Raw genomic sequence first — 19,771 nt, 5'->3', positions numbered from 1 at the left:
GAGGTATGGTTCGTAATTTAGGCCGACCATAACCTTCATGTAAATTATATGTGCAAAGTATTATGATGCAAGCAAGTAATTTCTTGCACGCCCAATACTCGGATTGTCGATGCTGTTCGCAACCCGAGTTGAATTTTTTATTCTTTTAACCTGATAGCCCCTACTGTAAGCTGCGAGTAAGCGGCTTTTTTAGTGGTTGTTTGTAGCAGGTTCTTTGGCTGTGGCCCATGGCAGTTAAAGCGCACGAGCAAGTCGGAGGCTGCCAAATAATTGATGAGTATTGCGTAGTATTAATTTGTGCATTCGACATCGTTGGACGCCGCTTGGTGATTGCTGGCAACGGCGGTTGCGTGTTCAGACTGTTGGTACGTTACCATCGCAGACTCTCTTGCGGCCTCCATCTTTGCAGCTACTGTATCGCCTCCACCTTCTGCCATCGCAGCTACAGAGGCACTCATCAAGGTTACGATCAAAAGAGCCTTCAGGGTTTTCATGGCAAATCTCCAGTACTTAGGTTTAGCCATCACAATGTTTGCTGGCTTGGGCTAATACTGAAGCTGGGGGCATTTCACGCTCATCCCCGCAAAATGAATTTTTTGACAGGCAGATGCCTAGGTGTGTCCTGTGTAACCTCCATATCTTGGGCACCATTTCTTCCTACCACTATCTGCAGTCCAAGCGAGTGAGATAGTCATGTAGAAGGGGCGCTGCCTTCCATATTTTTCTGCGGCACCGACGAGTACAGGATGAAAATATGAACAGCGATAGCCCTAATACAAATGTTGAGCGCCTTCGGATTCCGCGCACGATCTGGGCGTTGGGCTTTGTTAGCTTGTTCATGGATCTATCGTCTGAGCTGGTACACAGTTTACTGCCTGTGTTTTTAGTCACTACGTTGGGCGCGAGTGCATTGACTGTCGGAGTGATAGAGGGGATCGCCGAGTCGACGGCCATGTTCGTCAAAATATTTTCTGGCGCCATCAGCGACTTTATAGGGCGACGCAAAGGACTAATGCTACTTGGATATGGTTTGGCCGCCCTGACCAAGCCGCTTTTCCCTTTGGCTCATACAGTCGAGGTGGTATTCACTGCTCGCTTTCTGGATCGTATCGGTAAGGGGATTCGTGGCGCGCCGCGTGATGCACTGGTCGCAGATGTTTCGCCACCAGAGATCCGGGGCGCCTGCTTTGGGTTAAGACAATCGATGGATACCGTAGGAGCCGTTCTTGGCCCCGCTCTGGCCATATTGCTGATGTTGTGGCTCGCAGATATACAGCTTGTACTGTGGGTTGCAGTGATTCCTGCAGCGATAGCGGTGACTCTAATTGTCACGGGAGTAAAAGAGCCCGTACACGCCCCCAGCGAACACAAATTTCGCTCTCCGATTCACTGGAGAGCCTTGCTCGACTTCTCGTCTGGATATTGGTGGGTTGTTGTCATTGGTGGAGTATTTACGCTAGCCCGGTTCAGTGAAGCGTTTCTGGTATTACGGGCCCAGCAGTTAGGCTTTTCGGCCACCTGGATTCCTCTGGTGATGGTGGTCATGGCACTTTTCTATACCTTGTCTGCTTACCCCGCCGGTTGGCTATCTGATCGTATCAGCCGTACGAAACTGCTCGTTGTGGGGATGGGGTTACTCATCCTAGCGGATCTGGTGCTTGCTCAGTCCAGCTCTGCCATTACGATGATGCTGGGCGTTGCATTGTGGGGGCTTCATATGGGATTCAGCCAAGGCATTCTTGCCTCGCTTGTAGCCGATAAAGCGCCTGGAAAACTTAAGGGCACCGCCTTCGGTATTTTCAATTTGGTCAGTGGTGCATGCATGCTGATCGCCAGTGTTCTTGCGGGCTGGCTATGGCAAAGCATCGGATCAGACAGCACCTTCGTGGTGGGGGCATTGATTGCTTCAACAGCTCTTCTCTTACTGTTGCTGAAGAATCAATAATTCCTCAGGTCAGATCATCTGCTCACTGGAACATCAGGGGCTCATTCGTCTCGTCCGTCAGATCGATATGCCGCGCCGGCAGTTTCTGCCAGTCCGAAGCCTACCAATAGGTGGAGGCCAAGGTTGGGTTTGCGCCATGACAGCATAGCGCTCGGTATCGGTTGCATGGCTACGATAGATATCGAAGCCTTCGTAAGTATCAGTGCCTAACATCCGGCGACGAGTAGTCCCTTTGGCCCAACTTGGCCGGCTTGAATCCCCAGATAGGACAGTCCGAGAAGTGCCGGCCACGCCGATCCAAATGCCAGCCCTTCAAGAGCTTCGCAAATGTAGCTTTGTTTGTGCCGGGTGTTACTCGTGTGAGTGGCCGTGTTCAGCGCTTTCGGTGGTAGTAACTTTTTTACCACCATCGCATGCCGTCATCAGGCCAAGGAAGCAGATCAGGAGCATCGAACGGAACAGTGTTGTTTGGGTTTTCATGGGGATACCCTTTAAAGAAATGGATGAAAGAGATTTTCCGTGATTGAACGCTGCCTCTCGACTGCAGCACAGCCATCGCCGTCTCGGATTACTGCTTGACGCTCAAGTAATCGCCGGTCGCTTTGAGTGAGATGGTCACGTCACTGTTGCTGCGGTTACGCCAGAACCAGCCATGAGTACCGTCAAAAATCGCAGTAAATTCCCCCTGGTTATCTTTGACTTGTTTGCCCTTGCCATAACTGTGGAAATAGCCCTTTTTAGCATTGTAGGGCTCACCATGGGTCTCGTAGTTCACTGGCCCACCAAGCGCTGTCCATGCATAGCTGACAGTCTTGCCCTTCAGCACTTCCAGCTTGATTTCTTTCCCTTCACCAGGCTTCAGCGTGACGGTGATTTGATTCGTTTTCAAAGCAGGAGCTGATGTTGCTTCAGATTGAGGAGCAGGTTTCGCAACAGGTTGAACTTGCGCAACCTGCGGAGCAGGAGCAGGAGCAGGAGCAGGAGCAGATGCTTGCGGCGCAGCTGCATCCGCTAAAGCCTCCTGGGCAAGGATGATCTTCAATTCGCCCATCTGGGTCAGCCCCAGTGCTCGGCCCACACCTGTCGGATCAATGGCGTATTCCGAAGGCATTACGACCGTTACCAGAAGACCGGCAGCAACCAGCATTGCTATGACAGTCGAACGTACCAGTTTGCGAGTGCTGGGCAATTCATTAACAGATGGAAGCGGAGTATTGAACATAGTCAGAATTCCTTACGCGGAGACAAACAGGCCGGTGATCTGGTAACCCATCAGGAGGAAGCCGGCACTCATCATGGCGACGTTGGCGGTGTAGGCGTGGCGCCAGAAACCACCTGTACGCCGCCAATACCCCATCAGAATGAGAATCGCGCTGAGGGCCAGCAATTGGCCGATCTCAACGCCAATGTTGAAGGCGATCAGGTTCGGAATCAGTCCATCAGGAGAGATCTCGTACTCCTGAATCTTCGTCGCCAAGCCGAAACCGTGGAGCAGGCCGAAGATCAGCGTGGCCACCTTGGTGTTGGGTTGGAAGCCGAACCAGCGCTGGAATGCACCCAAGTTATCGAGCGCCTTGTACACCACAGAGAAACCAATGATGGCGTCGATGATGTAGGAGCTGATGCTGATCTCGGTCAGCACGCCAAACAGCAGCGTGACCGAGTGGCCTACAGCGAATAGCGTGACGTAGAGCCCCACGTCCTTCAGACGGTAGAGGAAGAAGATCACCCCAAACAGAAAAAGCAGGTGGTCGTAGCCCGTCATCATGTGCTTGGCGCCCATGTAGATGAATGGCAGCAACATGACGCCGGAACTCTCCTGGATGAAGCCCTTGTCACCTTCCGCGACGGCATGAGCCATCGCCTCGGGCATCCCGAGGAAAAGTGCAGCGACAAGTAAAAACAACAGCAGTAGCGGGCGGTGCGATGGCGCAGTGAATGCGACAACGCCACTCATTGAGTGCGAATGCATAGATCAATCCTACGTTGCAGGGATCAAAGGCCGCAGTGCGGCCATGGTCAGGATGCGAACGAAGGACGGGGCGGACGCTCGATCAAGAAAATCGGCGGACGAGGGACGGAATATCTGCGCGCATCAACTCGTATGGATAGCTTTGGCTGTGCAGCCAAACTCAACGCGGACGTGAGCTGTGGCGTTTCGTGCTGATGATCAGGGGTCAACGGCGAGTGGTAATGATCCGAGTAGCTCGCGCTCGACATCTCTGCCTGCTGCTCATGGGAGTGATGTGCGTCTTGCGCAATCTCCCAGGCTGGCTGTTTCGATGTCACCGACAACGTATAGGTGTGCCCGGCCCAAGCCACAAACATGGCGAGAGCAAGTGCGATTACCACCGTCATTGTCAGTGTTCTGCTGAACATAGTGCTCGGGTTTCAACTCGTTTTGTAGGGCTTTGATTCGTTTGACCACATCCCCCTGGGGGGGATACGGTGCCAGCGTAATTCATTGAGGCCTGAGGCTCAAGTCATGAGTGAGCACGAACACGAACACAGCCATCCCCACACCCACCAAAGTCATGAGGCGATCATCAAGCGCCTCAAACGAGCGGACGGCCATTTACGCGGGATCATCACCATGATCGAAGAGGGTCGTGAGTGCGTGGACATTGCTCAGCAGTTGCATGCAGTTGAGAAAGCCATATGTCAGGCAAAACGAACGCTCATCCAAGATCACATTGACCACTGCCTTGAGGACACCGTTTCGGCGCTGGGCAATGGCGAGCGTGCACCGCTGGAAGCTTTCAAACAAATCACCAAGTACCTCTAGGTCTGATATGCCCAACTTCGCTGAACTCTTGCAACAGGGTGGTTCGCACGCCTGGCTGTACTTCCCGAGCGCCATTTTGCTCGGGGCCTTGCATGGCCTAGAACCTGGCCACTCAAAAACCATGATGGCGGCTTTCATCGTGGCCATCCGTGGCTCGGTAAAACAGGCCGTATTGTTGGGGCTGGCTGCAACGCTATCGCACACCGCCGTAGTGTGGCTGGTCGCCATCGGCGGCATGTATCTGGGCAAAGGCCTGGACGCTCAAACCACTGAGCCATACTTCCAGCTAGCATCCTCCGCCCTGATCATCGTAATTGCGCTGTGGATGCTGTGGCGTACTTGGCGCGGCGAGCAGATGTTCAAGTTCGAGCAAGGTGATGATCACCACCATGGCGAGCATGAGCACGGCCATCATGATGAGACCCACGGAATCGATACTGGCCATGGTCGTGTTGAGCTGTCGATCTTCGAAGACGGCGCGCCACCGCACTGGCGCCTGAAGACATTGACCGGGCACGCTTGGGCAGCCTCAGATGTTCGTCTGATGACTACTCGTCCTGACGGCAGCACCCTGTCGTTCACCTTCGTCGAGCGCGAGGGCTTCCTGGAGTCGGCAGTCGATATCCCCGAGCCTCATGAGTTCAGTGCTCGCTTGAGTCTTGGGCACGCGGGGCACTCCCATGATTATGACTTGGACTACCAGGAGCATGATCACGGCCACGCGCATTCCGAACTGGAAGGGTTGGAACTGTCGATTGATGGGTATCAGGACGCACATGAACGTGCCCATGCCAACGATATCCGTAAACGCTTCACTAACCGCGAAGTCACCACCGGCCAAATCGTCATGTTCGGTTTGACTGGTGGTTTGATTCCTTGTCCGGCTGCCATCACCGTTCTCTTGCTATGTCTTCAGGTCAAAGAGGTCGCCTTGGGTGGCGTGCTAGTCCTGTGTTTTAGCATTGGTCTGGCACTCACACTGGTGACTGTCGGCGCAGCGGCGGCTATTGGCGCCAAGCAGGCCTCCAACCGCTGGCCTTGGATGGCTGCTGTTGCCCGTCGAGCGCCTTACCTATCCAGCGCGCTGATCATCGGTGTCGGCCTTTACGTGGGCATCCACGGTTGGATCGGCTTGAGCGCATAGGCAGGCATATCAATTAGGTAAAGTGAATAGAGTGGGATGCAACTGAGGTTCAGCTTCCTCCTCTGTCCTATGGTGTTTGTAGTTGTCTAATGTAATCGGACACCTGTTTAGGCGGACGCTCGAAAAAAAGCTATCAACTATCAGCCACCCATTTCAATTAGGTAGATCCTACGCAACTGAACTCACCAAACTAGGATGGCGGGGGCTACTTCACCAGAAAATTGCTGTAGTCGAACGCGGTTTATTGCTAGTCCAGCAGGGATTAGGCATAAATTATGTGTGGCTGCTTGGTGTAAGTAAGCATATGCTGCCCGACTTCATATATGCCAATAAAAACCAACCACAGTAACGTTATGAGCCAATCAGAGACGCGTGCGACTGCCCTAGCGCTGTATCCAGAGGACTCCCGCGAGGCGGCGGCTCTGCTGAAGCAGGCCATACCACTCATGGTGCGTCACAACATTCCACCGAATCCCGTGCACTATGCTCTCTGGTACACCTACAGCAAAGGTCAGGAACCGGAGCTTAATCGTCAATTGGATAGGGTTGTTAAAGATTTCGACTGTTTCCCTCCTGAATCCGCTTCGAAGCTTTTTCGCGACTACATCATTCGTGACGAATTGGAGGACGCCCGCGCTGGACAGCAGCAAGCAATCGATCTGGTTGACGACATGGAGCGTGATGTCTCGCACAATATGGAGGGCAATCTCAACTTTCAGGCGAGTCTTGGGCAGTGCATGGAAATGCTTGAGGAGCCGGTCAATGAGAGGTTGCCCGCAATATTAAGCGAGCTGCAGCAGAGCACGCAGCACATGCAAGATCGGCAAGAGCTTTTCCTCTCCCAACTGCACTCTGCGCAAAATGAGATTAAAAGTCTGAGGAACAAGCTCGAGCTCGCCCAACTGGCCGCGACGCTGGATGGTTTGACTAAGGTGCTGAACCGAGCCACCTTCACTCGCTTACTAGAGCGGGCGCTGAGTAACGTTTCTCATGGGGTGGCGTTGATTATGCTGGATATCGATCATTTCAAGCAATTCAATGACCAGTACGGTCACCCTTTAGGCGACCGCGTACTTGAGCATGTTGGTCAGGTGTTACGGAGCTCACTCCCGCCTCAGGCCCTAGCGGCACGCTATGGTGGTGAAGAGTTCTGTATAGTCCTGCAGGAGTGTTTTGATCTCACCAGTGCTCATACTTTCGCTGAGCAGCTCCGCCTAAAAATTCAGTCCCTGCGGATCAAGGCTCGTGGCACGGATGAGGTGCTCGACACTGTAACTGCGTCCTTTGGTGTCGCCCTCGCCAAGGCTGGTGACAATGTGGAAAATCTTCTGACTCGTGCCGATGATGCGCTCTATCGAGCCAAGCGCAGTGGGCGTAATCGAGTGAACTGAAACTGGCGTTCGGGCTCTTGCTGCCATCAGATAACTCCACAGGATATGGGCATTCGATTCGCGTTCCTTCTACCTGGCTGCCGAACTATTCTGCCATTCAGATCGCCGGGGGCGCACTAGACCAGTCGAGTGTTGTAAGTGACCAAGAGATAAAGCGGATCCCTCGGTAGTCCGAATACTTCTTCATAAAAAGTTTCGAAGTTCTAAAAACTATATGTGCGCCCTTCGTGCTCACCCAAACGCAACAAGCGGACGAGGTAAGTGGCTAAAAATGGGTTCTTCACGGATCGTCGGGAAAATTTTTTTCGGTCACTTGGTTGACCGCCTGGATTTTGAATTCTTCGAGATGATGCTGGTTGCTCGTGACACCTCCTAATGGGCCTCATTCTAAGGCTTGGATGTATCTACGAAACTAGGGGCGATTAGTTCGTTTTGCGCCAATGTCGGTCCACTGTTGTTGTTCCAAACCCGAGCTTACGAGATACCTCTATTTTGCTGAGCCCTTCGGATTGGAGTTTTTGAATGGCATTGCGATTGTTCTCAGCACGTTTCCCTCGTACGCCTTGAATCGCGCTGGCACTGAATTCGCTGCGTAGCCTCCCTGCTTTGAGGTATTCATCGAGCTCGCTGCGTTGTTTAGCCTGATAGTCCCCTAAACTCAAGGATGCCAAGCGGGCCTCTACCGTAAAAAGCACGATGCTCGGCGTAACGCCTAAGCAGTCGCAAAGGGACCGAAACTTTGCGATCGAAATGCTTTGACGGCCTCGCTCTACGCTGGCGAGATACTCGCGACTCAGCGCCCTCGAACAGTCCTCCCGTTTAAGTCCGGCGTCTACTCTAATTTCTCTCAGAGTTTGCCCAAGAGCTTCCAGATATTCCATTGCTCTTCCGCGCAGCCGTAAAAGAGCAATAAGGCCATGCTTTGACACCCCGCATCGCGGGGCTATAACATGTATATGTGGGGTTTCGATTCCTTTTCTTCCTAGCGTTCCTCCACACACACATACACAGGTACCGCATGCCAAACGGAGACTGCGGAACCAAGTCTCACGCTGGCAACTGTCCAAACCCAAGCTACCTTGGGAGGATTCAGCTCATTCGCAACGGAGCAACTAGTGATTTACGTGCTTGACCCCAAGAGCCGCGCAGTTCATGCAAGGTCGCACTGTGAGGTTGAAGGCTTCTGCTTTCTGATAACTATCACCTCAATTAAAACGGGCAAACGAGACCGTGCGGCGATTGTCCGTTGCGCCTACGAGCTCCAGAACTATTTGAATTTCGCACAGGATGTTCTCATTGAAAGCGTACAGATGCTTTGCCCGCCGAGTGTGGACGGTCGGGGATTTTGGAGCTTAGAGGACGTGATCCATGTTGTCTGTTTCAGGGGGGCCGAAGCTGACGAATCAGCAGTGGTTTACAAAACAGCGACAGGTACCTACAAGCTCGGAGAACTCGATCTTCGCAGAAAAAAAACTCGCCATGTCTGGTACTCGGAACATGGTCTCCATGCTCGTACTCCCCAAGTATCCGATCGTGTGCTAAATGAGAGCGAGTTGTTCCTTTATGCGGCCTTGCCGTGACTTCGCTAACCATGACCAGTAGGGAGCAGCGTGTTATTGGCCCCACACTGATTTCGTTACTGAGCTTTTGCTGACCCGTCCGAGCGCCCGTCTGAAGCCTGTATAGGATTACCGCGCCTCATCGTGTGGAGTTGAAGGAGGTGACTGCAAAAAGTAGTGAATGGGCGGGGGACAATTTTTGTTTCTTCCATGAATGGTGACCCACCACCAGTGGGTAAAAACTAACCCACTACGGGAATCGTTATGAAGGGCAAACGCAAAGTCAAAACACTCAAGTGGCAGAATACTGCGTCTCTCATTGCACAGGCTCGCTGTGGAGTCGATCGGCGCACGGCGCGGGCTTCACGATTCCTTGATGTCGCTTTGTCGCTGGGTAGAGAATTTGAACCTGTGGGCCTGCTGGCAGGTGGCAGAAATCCATGCTCGCAGGAAGAGTGAGCGGACCGGTTTACCACGTTTATCGGATACGGCTGGAAGCGTCATTACACATTCCAGCCGACGCTGATGAACAAAGAATTCACGAAATTATCGCGGCGGGCTTCGAGCCTACGAGGATAAAGGCTTGGTGCGAGCAGAGCCTCTTCAGCACTGACGCGCTCAGCCAGGTTATTTCGATGAGCACTCTCCATCGCCGATTAGCGCGCGGACAGCGCTTGACTTTGGGTCAGAGTGATCGATTGTTTCGACTCGCTCATGTAGCAGCCATGGCCCAAGCGGTGTTTGGGAGCAAAGAAAAAGCACGGTTTTGGCTATGCAAACCAAAACTGCGTTTTGCGGGCACTCCTCCAATTGTGCTGCTTTCGACCTACCTGGGCACTCACTTGATTGAGGAATTGCTCATTGAACATGCTGATAGGTTGCGTTTTGAGTAGTCGAGACTATAGACGCGGTGCTCAGATTCACGCGGCCCCCGGCTCGACATGGCTGCCGGCCTACTAATTATCTAAGTGCTCAGCGAGCGATGTCCGGTTTATTCACGTAGGTGCGACAACCGCGATGAACAACACCAAGAATTTACTCATGCAACGCCGGATTGGCGCTGCTGGTTATCGCCGTAATCCAGATCGAGCAGTCCACACAACAAATCGGTGGGGGCAGGGGGAGCTGAGCAGAAAAACGGAATCTACTTACCCGTGCGGTTTCCTTGAGGCCAGTTCGACCACTTTGCTGTCGTTCATCCTAGCTTTGAGCACACAATTCTCGTTTATCAGTACATCGTTGATGGAAGCAAGACTGGCGAGCTTGGTCTGCAGCTCTTCGATCTCCTGACAGTACACTGCGGACTTTTTGCGTTCCACAATCAAGTCTTGTCGTTTCAAATCACGCATGGCACTACTGGAGCGACCTTGAGCCTCTCGGATAGCTTCGGCAATTGTACGGACCCGCGGGACTGCGCGTTGTTCGGTGCAGCGGTGATCAACGGATGGCATCGGTCCCGTGTTGGGTGGCCGCTATGACCTGGGGTTCCTCACCTATGAAACCTTTCTCAATCTGGCGCTCGGATCGCCGCGCCTGCTCAACCAGCTCGGCCTCGTCGTACTTTACGAGGGGCAGTTCATCACGGATCCGAATCGAAGTATTACGGTCGAGCTGATCTTCGCGCTGGTGCGTCGCGAAGCGCTGGAGCGGTTGTGGGACGCATGGGAGCGCCTCAAATCACTGGCTGACCCGAGCGACAAGAAGCGCTCCGTCAAGATCATCCTCGACGCGGTGACTTCCGTGCCGTCGCTGCGGGAGAGAATGGATACAGAAGCGACAGAACTGAACTCTATTGGAAACAGTCACCTGATTCGGCATTCGGAGATCGGCCAAGTGGCGGTGATCGATATGGATCAGGTCGACTACCTGTTCCACCGCCTGTTCGCTATGATTCAGCTAATGCTGAGAAAAAAGTAGAAGTTCGGTCGCTCAAGCGTCATGCGGCGTTAGTGATGCTTCGAGCGGTGTAGGAGGGCTTTCATCAGGTATGAACGATGAGCCAAAAAGCTAAGCGCGTTCCACCATTTGTAGGCGTAATTTTTGCACTGCTAAATGCGACACACTAATACTAGAAGTTAGAAAACGGCCAGCAACTGCATGCGGTAATTCTGCGAAAGACTGACATGGTATGAAGGTTAAGATGCAAGTCACACCTAGTGACAACTTCCCCACATCACCACTGACGGACTGCCTTGAGTCGCTGCTACCAAAGCTCCAGTTGAGTCAGGCTGCGACAATGGCTTCACGATTCCGCGCAATCTCGAAATCTTTATTTCTTAGTTCTATTAGTGTTGCTACATGTTTCTTATAATCTGAAATTGGCAGGCCGGTTTCAAGTTGATACATGAGTTCTTCATGCTTGTTATCAAATGTTTGTATTGCTCTAATCATATGAACTGAGCTGATTGTTTCTGCGTAATTTGCAACTGAAGCGAAGGCCAGATTTATATAAGTCTCTAGAGATCGCTCATCCAAATGTCCAGTCCACTGCATAACTTCTGCCATGAATGTGTGACTATCGAGTAAGGCGCGGCGAAAGTCATCTTCGTTTGCCATGTGGTGGCGCCTGATGAGTAATGCAAACAGGTTAGTAATAAATGCGTGACGAAACATATGCGCGCACACTTGCTCATTGATATTTGCATGGATTCGGAGTTTCGATATCTCATTGGTGATGGTCTCGCTACTTAGTTTTTTTCCCGTACGCTCTGATGTAAACAAGAAGCGGTGATCTGGTCCCGATCTAAAGCCGGAGGTTGACTTCATGTTTTTACGGCGTGAAGTCTCAACAAAAGTTTTGATGTCGTGCAAAAGCATTTTAGTAACAGGGATATAGCGTACGGCGTCATGGCCTTGTTTAAATGTTTCCATTCGGAGTGAGGGATGCTCCATGTCATAGGCGGCAAGTATGTCGTCTACAGTTATATTGGCAACTTCCCCTCTGCGTGCCCCCGTGTATTCCAGCAAGTCAAGCATGCAGCGTCTGCGATGCTTAATAAAGCTGGATGACTCAATCGTATACGCGGCCTCTTTAAGTTTTTGAATTTGATTTGATGTGATAGGGTTTCGTCGATGGATACGAACTTCTTGCCCTAGAGAATGATGATGTAGATAGCTTCTGTTTATTTTTCTTCCAGATCTTGTTGTTATTGTGTATGTCAGTTCCACCGCACGAATCACACCTTCTGATGATACGAAATTATTATCCCCATGAACCCTGCCTACAAAACTTAAAAAATCAAGACAGATTTTTCCCGTAGCCAATAGGGACGTTTCTGTCTTCTTAAGTTGAGACGGATTAAATTTACTCTTTTCTTTTCGAAGTTTTTCTATGAAACAACAAAAAAGAGAATCGTTGAGGGCGAATGGAGAAATATTGTTGTCATAACAAAATCTAATTAGTTGCGAAATTTGTGATGCGTAAACACCAAGAGTTCCACCCTTTGAGCCCCTTCGTGATAGACCGTTTCGCCCGCTGCGACCTTTACGATCAAGAAGTGAAAGCATATATAGATTGGCTATTAAACACGGCGCTCCATTAGGCCAGATCATAAAAGGTATTTTGCTTGCGTCGCGAGTAGTGAGCTTGTCGACGGAGAAGTAGTTGAATACTTCGAAGTTTCCCAATGTGCTGAAAAGGGCTCTCTGGGAGATGTTACTCACGATTAGGTTCCTCCTTTCTATACAAGTTGATGTTGGTCACAGGAGAAAGGCCAATTGGTTCTTTTTTTTCAAATGTCTCCATGTCTTGAATAAGGGATGGCGTCATACTTATAATGGCTCGGAGGGTCTTGAGAGAATCCTCAGTTCTTTTCTCACGAATGGCTGAGTCCGGCGCATCTCTTATAGTTTGAAACCCATTCATGGCTGTCGAGATGGCTTGTAATAGTATGTAATTGATTTGTCGCTGAACTTCTAATTCTGCTTCCAATTCATTAAGGCGTATATTTAGTCCTGATTTTGTGCGTTTGGTTGCACGAAAGTTTTTGCTTTGGAGTGTGCTAATTGAATCAAGAGCTTTCTTTCTTAAGTGATCAAGCTCTTTGAATCCCCCGCTTATAGTTGTATCTGCGTATGATTTTAGTGTGTTAAGGCTCATTGGTGGCTTATGTATGATGCCACCGTCTTTTTTATCAATAGATAGTTCTAGTGCGGCTAAGGCTCCCTGGCTTTTGATCGCTATTATTAGTTTTTCATGGTTGTTGGCTAGTTGAGGTTGCTTTATAAAATCTAGTAATAGAGATCGTAACTCAACTACGGTTGATCGGATCTCGTCGTATCGTGAAGTAGACATGTTTAAGCTCTCGATACTTTGAGTTTGGCAACTACATGGAAGTGCTTTCCGGTCTCGTCTGTAAAAAACTCAGGTTCAATCTCTACAATTCCCTCAGTTATAAGCTCTTGAATTCTGTCTTCTAAATCATTTGTGTCGATTAAGCAAAAATCAGAACTACCATATCTCGATTTAAGTAACTCGGACAAATCGTGGAAGTCTTCAGCCCCGCCTTGATGTATCATTTCGGCCACGTAGTGAGCTTTAGCACCCTGAAGGACAGCGCCGTCGGTAGATTCTGTAATATAATGCCAAACATGAGAGGGGTCATTATGCCCAAGCATCCATTGCAGAGTGTCTAAAGTTCCGAAACTGCCGCAGTAGAAAAATAGCATAGCGAAAAAACGTCTAAGTTGGTGTTGTCGGACGTAGTAGCGTTGGTTTAAATCGTTAACCGGGGTTTCAAAATAGTCACAGAAAAAATTAAGGTTACGGTTATACGTTGCTTTGTCTGACTCAACGAACTCTGGTAAACCTTTAAGGTGAGGTGATGCGAACAGAGTCATGGTTTTGTCTAAGAATCCTATCCGTACGAGTATTTTCTGCATTCGGATGAGATTCTTAATCATGTCTACGGTTATAGGTTCTATTGGCCTGGCTATTTTTCGACGAATTCCAAATAGGTTGCGTGTGCTTTTTGCGTTAGAAAATATAAGCCATTGTTCAGTATCATCCAAGCAAGTATCCGTCATGAGGTTGCAGAGTTCCGTAACTCTTCGTGCCATCATTATCCCTGCAGCGAACTGGACTGAGCCGATATAAATTCGAAGTAGCTCTGTAAGTCCTCTATTGGTTCGTAACCGGTTGTAATAGCGTGCTTTCTCACCTTTGCTTCGTCTCCGTTTTCCAGCGACGACATGAGCGGACAATCCGTATTCGCGAACTCCTAAGTTGTACAGCTTTTGCCCTACAATTTTTACAAGTTCTTTTTCTTGCAGGTTCGCGGCAGAAATGCTGTGTTTCTTGCAGTGCAAGACAAGCCGGCAGAATCCATTGACAATTTCGGACCCACTGCTTAAATGAAATTCAATTGCTTGTCTGAGACACTTGAAAATCATCGGTGAAGGAAGCGTTCTGTGCTTACCCTGAGACGCTAATTCTACGTCGTATTTTTCAACCGCTAAAAGATCCTCAATAGCAGGTGCGGGCAATCCAATTTCATGTAATACACCTAAGTTGTAAAGGGTCGTGCGAAAATCGGTATACATATGGCGTGGTACACGGCCTCTTTGGCCAGTTGTTACTCGAACTCCGTCATACTCACGATCGAAGGGGCTATACTCGTCTCGGTAGCATAATATGCTGAATGCTGGTTTTGCCCGCGTTCTTCCCCATAAGCACTCCGAATACACTATCTTTGAAATGGCGATGGAGTCAGGCGCCCAACCATGATTTTGATTTCTAATGTATAACTTATTTGCATAAAGCGCCGCCCTAATCCTAGGGGCAATAATCGGAGATATACAAAGCCCGTTTTCGTCGTCTTCCTCATCGTCATAGGAAATAGTTGCGATCGCTGGGTTTGATACCAATATAGAGTCAACTAGCCTCGGGTCGGTTCGATTAAGCAAGTCTAAGCAAAATGAGCGTAATTTTGTAGGCCAATTATATATCGACTCGGACACAACAGTATCAGAAGCTACAGTGTCCAACATTTCTTTGAGGTTGCCAAGCGTTAGTCCGCCAAGCCCATACTTTGCGAGTTGATATCGGTCGGAGTTTAAGAGCAGGAGGTCAATTAACTGACAGGCGATAGCGAAGCGTTTGCGTTGTTGGCCTTGCATCGCATTCGTTTCGCTACTGTAATCAGCATGATTTCGCGTCGACACGATTAAAAAATATTTCAAACCTTCTAATAGGCTTTTGTTGGATGCAGAAGTTAGTAGAGTGCCATCTGAAAGTTTTATGGTCCAGTCGATTTTTTTGGGTTTTTTAAAATCGAGGCTATACAGCCATACAGATTCGTCGAAATTAGAAAGCAGCCATCTTGCCTTTCTAAAAGCGTCTTTCGGGTGTGCCAAATAGGCATTCAAAAAAGAAATGTCAGGAGGCAGATTCATGGATAAGTTTCTCCATTCGAGTTTCGTCGGCATGGAGTTGCGCTGTTGATAAATAGCTTTTTAAATCAGTGTCCCATCCTCGCTCTATTTCTTTAACTAAAACACAAGTGAATTCAGACCAATATAATGAAAGCCCATTTAATTCGTCAGGATGTTTAGAATTTTGTACCGCAATTCTGAGCGATATCAGAGCTGTTAGAGTACCAATGTCAACCGAGATGAGAACACTATCCTTCGTCGACGTAAATTCCTCCTGCGGAGCTTTGTGGTCGGTTGTATTGTCAGAAGAACCTAGGTGCTTAGGGATGTCACCAAGCGCATGGTTGCTCAGGAATTCATGCAATTCGTCCATGGATGTAAAGTTGGCAGCTTTAAGTAGCATTGGGCTATCTTTCATCGCCCTACAGATAATTCCACGTTGGAATATTCGAACCCATCGGCTTTGAAAAAAAGCTAAAATTGGTTCTGGTAAATACCTGCTGAGCAATCCGGGATTATATGTCGAATGCCCCAATGCTTTCGCCATTTCTCGCTCACTTTGGGTTTTCAAGTAAATTTGCACTCCGCAGGTTGCCCTGAATGAAGTGAGTGACACTGCACTGATTAACTCGGTAATCTTCTCTCTAGTTCTAGAAGTGTGTTGCGAAAGTTGGTCAATTAACTTTTCTTTATTTGGTGGCGAAATTCTATCCCATCTTGCCACGTTGTTAACGGCAGGATAGGACAACGCTCTTGCACTATGTAGGAATAGGAATCGCCATTTGTCGTCATTAGCTGCCCTTAACTCATCTCGTAGGGGCGCAGTTATCGCAATTATTTGACGAATTAGAACTGCCTGCCTTGGTGATAGATCGATTTTTTGTTCACTAAGATCCCCGCCTCTACGATCTTTGTAACCGATGAGTTGATAATGCCCGTTTTCACCCATCAGAAAGCCGGATAATTTATAGTTTTTGTTGTATAGCTGAAAGTCCTCAAGAAAAGAATCAGTTATACGTGGGTCGGAGTGGATAAGAAGTAGTTTAAATGGAAGAAGGTCGTTACGCCCAGGAAGGGCCAATTGTGGGGCGATATCACTTCTTTTAATTCTAAGCGAAGACCCGCGGTCGGTTAGTCTTTCTCTAATGTGTTTCAGCCCTAATTGGTTCAACGTGGCACAGACATCGTGCTCTCTTAATGTTGTGAGTTTTCTGGCCGCAGCGACGTCGGAAATTGCTGTTCCGCTTTCGGCTAATTGATCTCTCTGCAGTTGCGCTTTTCTTGTTGAGTAGGATTGTTTTTTTGAAAATTTTATTACTAGGTCAACATCAATTTTCATTTGTTTAAAAATTAATTTTATTACTTCTGAATCTGTTATTTCTAATGGTATGTGAGTGATTAGCTTTGTTTTTATATAATCTCCTGATTCACATTTTTGTACGTGTGTTTCAATACCGATGCTGGCTGGCGTTGAAGGTGCGGGAATACCTCCAAATGGTTTCGCCCAAATTCCACTTTGTATGAATGCTTGATCCATAGTAAATATAAATTTCGCATATAGGCGAGTTTGTGTAGCTATGTCCAGCCCTTTTTGGGATGCGCTGAGAAAATAATCGATCATAAAATCAAGGAAACACTGTTTTATTTTGATCGGATTTTGAAAGGTAGAGGAGGGCCAGTCGGATTTTTTTTTGCTTAAAAATGTAAGAAATGAGTTAAATACTGTGATGTCAGGGCGTGCGTATTTTTCAATATGAGGCTTGTATGTATTGAATATTTTTTCTGCGAATTCTTCACCATGTGAATGCCATATGAGAGGTATCGCTGTGTATAGTTTCTGTCCTTTGGTGGACTCTACATGCCAACCGTTCCAGTAATGAATGCTTTTTTCTTTGATTCGTACTTTTAGACGTTCCCATATGGGATAACAGTCTTTTGTTCTTGTTTTTATTTTGTCAAAGCTAGGCAGTATTGGGATTTTCTCACTCACCGCGTTTATCATATCAACGAAGGCCCCGGCCATTCGTACTCTACCCGCAGTGTTGTAGTACAACAGGCAATCATTATGAAGGGCGCCAATAAAGCCCATTGCGACTTCTACAAATTCAGGGGTCGATAACGTGAAATAGCTGATCTTCACATCAATCAGATGGCAGTAGGCATTGAATGCCTTCAGCATCGGACGGTTGATGGAGCTAGCGAGATCTAGGTTGAAGCATCCTTCCATCAGCTCTCGGACGTTAGCGTCGAGAGCCTCGAAAGGATAAAAACGCGAAAATGAGCAATTTTTGATGATTGTCAATTCAGTTTCTCCCGTTCGGGGTAGCTGATATGCGCGCTACACCGTCATCCTGAGCCATCTGACAAGATAGTGTAGATGGGAAAATCGGAGAACGCAGTCTCGACGCCGATCTGGCGCTGGCCCTGAGCCTCAATGGCCGGGAACTGTTCCGCGACGATCAGCCGCTGAAAATCCTGTTGATGTCGGCAACGCTGGAAGGCGAACGCCTGGCCGGGCTGCTCGACGACGCGCCGATCCTGCGCAGCGAAGGCCGCATGTACCCGGTGGCGATGCGCTGGGGCCGGCCGTTCCAGCCCGGTGAATTCATCGAGCCGCGTCTGGTGCAAACGATTCTCGAAGCCCTGAACGATGAAACCGGCAGCCTCCTGGTGTTCCTGCCGGGGCAAGCGGAAATCCGCCGGGTGCATCAACAACTGGCCGATGCGCTGGGCGAGAGTACGCAGGTGTTGCTCTGCCCGTTGCACGGTGAACTGGACCTCGCCGCGCAACGCGCCGCGATCGAGCCGGCGCCGGCAGGCAAGCGCAAAGTGGTGCTGGCGACCAACATCGCCGAGACCAGCCTGACCATCGACGGCGTGCGCGTGGTGATCGATGCCGGGTTGGCGCGGGTGCCGCGTTTCGATCCCGGCAGCGGCATGACCCGCCTCGACACGCAACGCATCTCCCGCGCCAGCGCAACCCAGCGCGCCGGTCGGGCAGGGCGGCTGGAGCCGGGCGTGTGTTATCGCTTGTGGTCGCAGGATCAGCACGAGCAACTGGCGGCATACGCCAGTGCGGAGATTTTATCGGCGGACCTCGCCGGGTTGGCGTTGCAACTGGGTCGCTGGGGCGTGTCGCCGGGGCAGTTGGTGTGGCTCGACGTGCCACCGGCAGCGGCGTATGCCCAGGCGCAGGACTTGCTTGATCGACTGGGCGCACTGGACGGTGAAACGCTGACCCGTCACGGTCAGGCCATGGCCGAACTGCCGGCGCATCCGCGCATCGCCCATTTGTTGCTGCGTGGTCAGGCGCTCGGCCTGGCGGACATGGCGAGCGATGTCGCGGCACTGCTCGGCGAGCGCGATATCCTGCGCGGTGCCGGCGCCGATTTGCACAGCCGATTGGTGCTGCTGTCCGGCGAAGAACGTGCCGCGCGCGGTGCTCAGGGCGGCGTGCAACGGGCCCGGCAACTGGCGCGTCAGTATCGCGGTTACCTGCGCGGCAAACCGTCGGAGCCGGTCGGCGATCCGGATCATCCGCGTTGGCTCGGCGCACTGTTGGCGCTGGCCTATCCCGATCGTGTGGCGCAGCAACGTCGAGCGGGCGGCGCGGAATATCGCCTGGCCAACGGTCGCGCCGCGTTGTTCGCCGAAGCCGACAGTTTGATGAAGCAGCCATGGCTGGTGATCGCCGACCTGGGCAGTCGTCAGGGCCAGCGTGAAGAGCGAATTTATCTGGCGGCGGATTTCGATCCGGCGCTGTTCGATTCGGTGTTGGCCGAGCAAGTTCGGGTGGTCGATCAGCTGGATTGGGACGAGCGCGAAGGCGTATTGCGCGCCGAGCGTCAGCGCAAGGTCGGGGAGTTGATCCTCAGCCGTGAATCGTTGACCGGGCTCGATGAAACCGCGCGCAGTCAGGCGCTGGTGAATCTGGTGCGGCGCAAGGGGCTGGAGCTGTTGCCGTGGACGCCGGAGTTGCGTCAGTGGCAGGCGCGAGTGGCGTTGTTGCGGCAGTTGGATCTGGGCAGCAAGAATGAAAGTGAGTGGCCGGATGTCAGTGATGCTGCGCTGCTCAAAAGCCTCGAGCACTGGTTGATGCCGTATCTGGGGAAAGTCTCGCGGCTCAGTCATTTTGCCAATCTGGACTTGTCGAACATCGTTCATAACCTGCTGCCGTGGCCCTTGCCGCAGCGGCTGGATGAGCTGGCACCGCATCATTTGAGCGTGCCGTCGGGGTCGTCGATTCGCCTGGATTACAGCGAGCAGCCGCCGATTCTGGCGGTGCGGTTGCAGGAGTTGTTCGGCTTGGCCGAAACACCGCGCATCGCCGGTGGGCGCCAGGTGGTGAAGCTGCACCTGCTGTCCCCGGCACGGCGCCCGGTGCAGGTGACCCAGGATCTGGCGAACTTCTGGCGCAGCACCTATGCCGAGGTGAAGAAGGATTTGAAGGGGCGGTATCCGAAGCTATTCCATAAGTTAGACCCTTGGGTTGAATCGCTTAACAACAAAAAGATTGACAGGTAGCGATTGTAAACTGACGCATAACATATAGGATTGACTGATTCATCAGGGGGG

17 protein-coding genes and 1 pseudogene are annotated in these 19,771 nt (G+C 50.7%); 8 read left to right on the top strand and 10 right to left on the bottom strand.

What is annotated here, in order from left to right; translation table 11 throughout:
* Window positions 1-290 precede the first annotated feature (290 nt).
* A complete protein-coding gene (locus tag B723_RS01000) occupies window positions 291-494 on the bottom strand; it encodes a co-regulatory protein PtrA N-terminal domain-containing protein (protein WP_052909673.1) in 204 nt (67 codons plus the stop codon).
* A gap of 260 nt (window positions 495-754) precedes the next feature.
* Between B723_RS01000 and B723_RS00995 the strand changes: the two genes are divergently transcribed.
* On the top strand, window positions 755-1,945 hold the full coding sequence (locus tag B723_RS00995) for an MFS transporter (RefSeq protein ID WP_017340946.1): 1,191 nt from the start codon (window positions 755-757) through the stop codon (window positions 1,943-1,945).
* 351 nt (window positions 1,946-2,296) lie between these two features.
* On the opposite strand, the gene B723_RS33885 is transcribed toward B723_RS00995, so the two are convergent.
* From B723_RS33885 to B723_RS00985, 3 genes are all read right to left on the bottom strand, one after another.
* On the bottom strand, window positions 2,297-2,425 hold the full coding sequence (locus tag B723_RS33885; protein ID WP_256578041.1) for a hypothetical protein: 129 nt from the start codon (window positions 2,423-2,425) through the stop codon (window positions 2,297-2,299).
* A gap of 88 nt (window positions 2,426-2,513) precedes the next feature.
* Complete coding sequence (locus tag B723_RS00990; protein ID WP_031319142.1) at window positions 2,514-3,167, bottom strand: hypothetical protein; 654 nt, start codon at window positions 3,165-3,167, stop codon at window positions 2,514-2,516.
* 12 nt (window positions 3,168-3,179) lie between these two features.
* On the bottom strand, window positions 3,180-3,917 hold the full coding sequence (locus B723_RS00985) for a HupE/UreJ family protein (protein WP_031319141.1): 738 nt from the start codon (window positions 3,915-3,917) through the stop codon (window positions 3,180-3,182).
* A gap of 513 nt (window positions 3,918-4,430) precedes the next feature.
* On the opposite strand from B723_RS00985, the gene B723_RS00980 reads away from it, so the two are divergent.
* From B723_RS00980 to B723_RS00970, 3 genes are all read left to right on the top strand, one after another.
* Window positions 4,431-4,730 carry a metal-sensing transcriptional repressor gene (locus B723_RS00980; RefSeq protein ID WP_017340942.1) on the top strand — a complete coding sequence of 100 codons (300 nt, stop codon included), beginning with the start codon at window positions 4,431-4,433 and terminating at the stop codon, window positions 4,728-4,730.
* Between the two features lie 7 nt (window positions 4,731-4,737).
* Window positions 4,738-5,874: a nickel/cobalt efflux protein RcnA gene (locus B723_RS00975; protein WP_017340941.1), complete on the top strand. Its 1,137-nt coding sequence runs from the start codon at window positions 4,738-4,740 to the stop codon at window positions 5,872-5,874.
* Window positions 5,875-6,227: 353 nt separating this feature from the next.
* Window positions 6,228-7,265, top strand: a complete 1,038-nt coding sequence (locus tag B723_RS00970; RefSeq protein WP_031319140.1) for a GGDEF domain-containing protein — start codon at window positions 6,228-6,230, stop codon at window positions 7,263-7,265.
* A 422-nt stretch (window positions 7,266-7,687) separates the two neighbouring features.
* Here the strand turns inward: B723_RS00970 and B723_RS00965 are convergent, their stop codons facing one another.
* Window positions 7,688-8,146, bottom strand: coding sequence for a helix-turn-helix domain-containing protein (locus B723_RS00965; protein WP_017340938.1), 459 nt, complete (start codon window positions 8,144-8,146; stop codon window positions 7,688-7,690).
* 234 nt (window positions 8,147-8,380) lie between these two features.
* Between B723_RS00965 and B723_RS00960 the strand changes: the two genes are divergently transcribed.
* Together B723_RS00960 and B723_RS00955 are read left to right on the top strand one after the other, a co-directional pair.
* Window positions 8,381-8,845, top strand: a complete 465-nt coding sequence (locus B723_RS00960; protein WP_017340937.1) for a hypothetical protein — start codon at window positions 8,381-8,383, stop codon at window positions 8,843-8,845.
* Between the two features lie 419 nt (window positions 8,846-9,264).
* Window positions 9,265-9,717 carry an antitoxin Xre/MbcA/ParS toxin-binding domain-containing protein gene (locus tag B723_RS00955; protein ID WP_017340936.1) on the top strand — a complete coding sequence of 151 codons (453 nt, stop codon included), beginning with the start codon at window positions 9,265-9,267 and terminating at the stop codon, window positions 9,715-9,717.
* A gap of 255 nt (window positions 9,718-9,972) precedes the next feature.
* Here the strand turns inward: B723_RS00955 and B723_RS00950 are convergent, their stop codons facing one another.
* Window positions 9,973-10,173 carry a hypothetical protein gene (locus tag B723_RS00950; protein ID WP_017340935.1) on the bottom strand — a complete coding sequence of 67 codons (201 nt, stop codon included), beginning with the start codon at window positions 10,171-10,173 and terminating at the stop codon, window positions 9,973-9,975.
* Between the two features lie 109 nt (window positions 10,174-10,282).
* On the opposite strand from B723_RS00950, the gene B723_RS33540 reads away from it, so the two are divergent.
* The gene (locus B723_RS33540) at window positions 10,283-10,741 is read left to right on the top strand and encodes a hypothetical protein (RefSeq protein WP_017340934.1); all 459 of its coding nucleotides are present in this window, start codon (window positions 10,283-10,285) and stop codon (window positions 10,739-10,741) included.
* A 306-nt stretch (window positions 10,742-11,047) separates the two neighbouring features.
* Here B723_RS33540 and B723_RS31790 read toward each other — a convergent pair whose 3' ends face one another.
* Genes B723_RS31790 through B723_RS00925 form a run of 4 tightly spaced genes read right to left on the bottom strand, consistent with a single transcriptional unit; the run spans window position 11,048 to window position 17,498 of the window.
* Window positions 11,048-12,487: a tyrosine-type recombinase/integrase gene (locus tag B723_RS31790; RefSeq protein WP_031319138.1), complete on the bottom strand. Its 1,440-nt coding sequence runs from the start codon at window positions 12,485-12,487 to the stop codon at window positions 11,048-11,050.
* Complete coding sequence (locus B723_RS00935) at window positions 12,480-13,118, bottom strand: hypothetical protein (protein ID WP_017340932.1); 639 nt, start codon at window positions 13,116-13,118, stop codon at window positions 12,480-12,482. The genes B723_RS31790 and B723_RS00935 overlap by 8 nt, the downstream gene beginning before the upstream one ends.
* 2 nt (window positions 13,119-13,120) lie before the next feature.
* On the bottom strand, window positions 13,121-15,217 hold the full coding sequence (locus B723_RS00930; RefSeq protein ID WP_017340931.1) for a hypothetical protein: 2,097 nt from the start codon (window positions 15,215-15,217) through the stop codon (window positions 13,121-13,123).
* Window positions 15,201-17,498, bottom strand: a complete 2,298-nt coding sequence (locus tag B723_RS00925; protein ID WP_017340930.1) for a hypothetical protein — start codon at window positions 17,496-17,498, stop codon at window positions 15,201-15,203. Before B723_RS00925 ends, B723_RS00930 begins: the two co-directional genes overlap by 17 nt.
* A gap of 89 nt (window positions 17,499-17,587) precedes the next feature.
* On the opposite strand from B723_RS00925, the pseudogene hrpB reads away from it, so the two are divergent.
* A pseudogene (gene hrpB, locus B723_RS00920) lies at window positions 17,588-19,720 on the top strand (ATP-dependent helicase HrpB); the annotation flags it as partial.
* Between the last annotated feature and the right edge of the window lie 51 nt (window positions 19,721-19,771).

This window comes from Pseudomonas fluorescens NCIMB 11764 (assembly GCF_000293885.2).
Classification (GTDB): domain Bacteria; phylum Pseudomonadota; class Gammaproteobacteria; order Pseudomonadales; family Pseudomonadaceae; genus Aquipseudomonas; species Aquipseudomonas fluorescens_B.
Note: the sequence above shows the minus strand (reverse complement) of the source record. Positions and strands in the feature narration are given on the sequence as shown.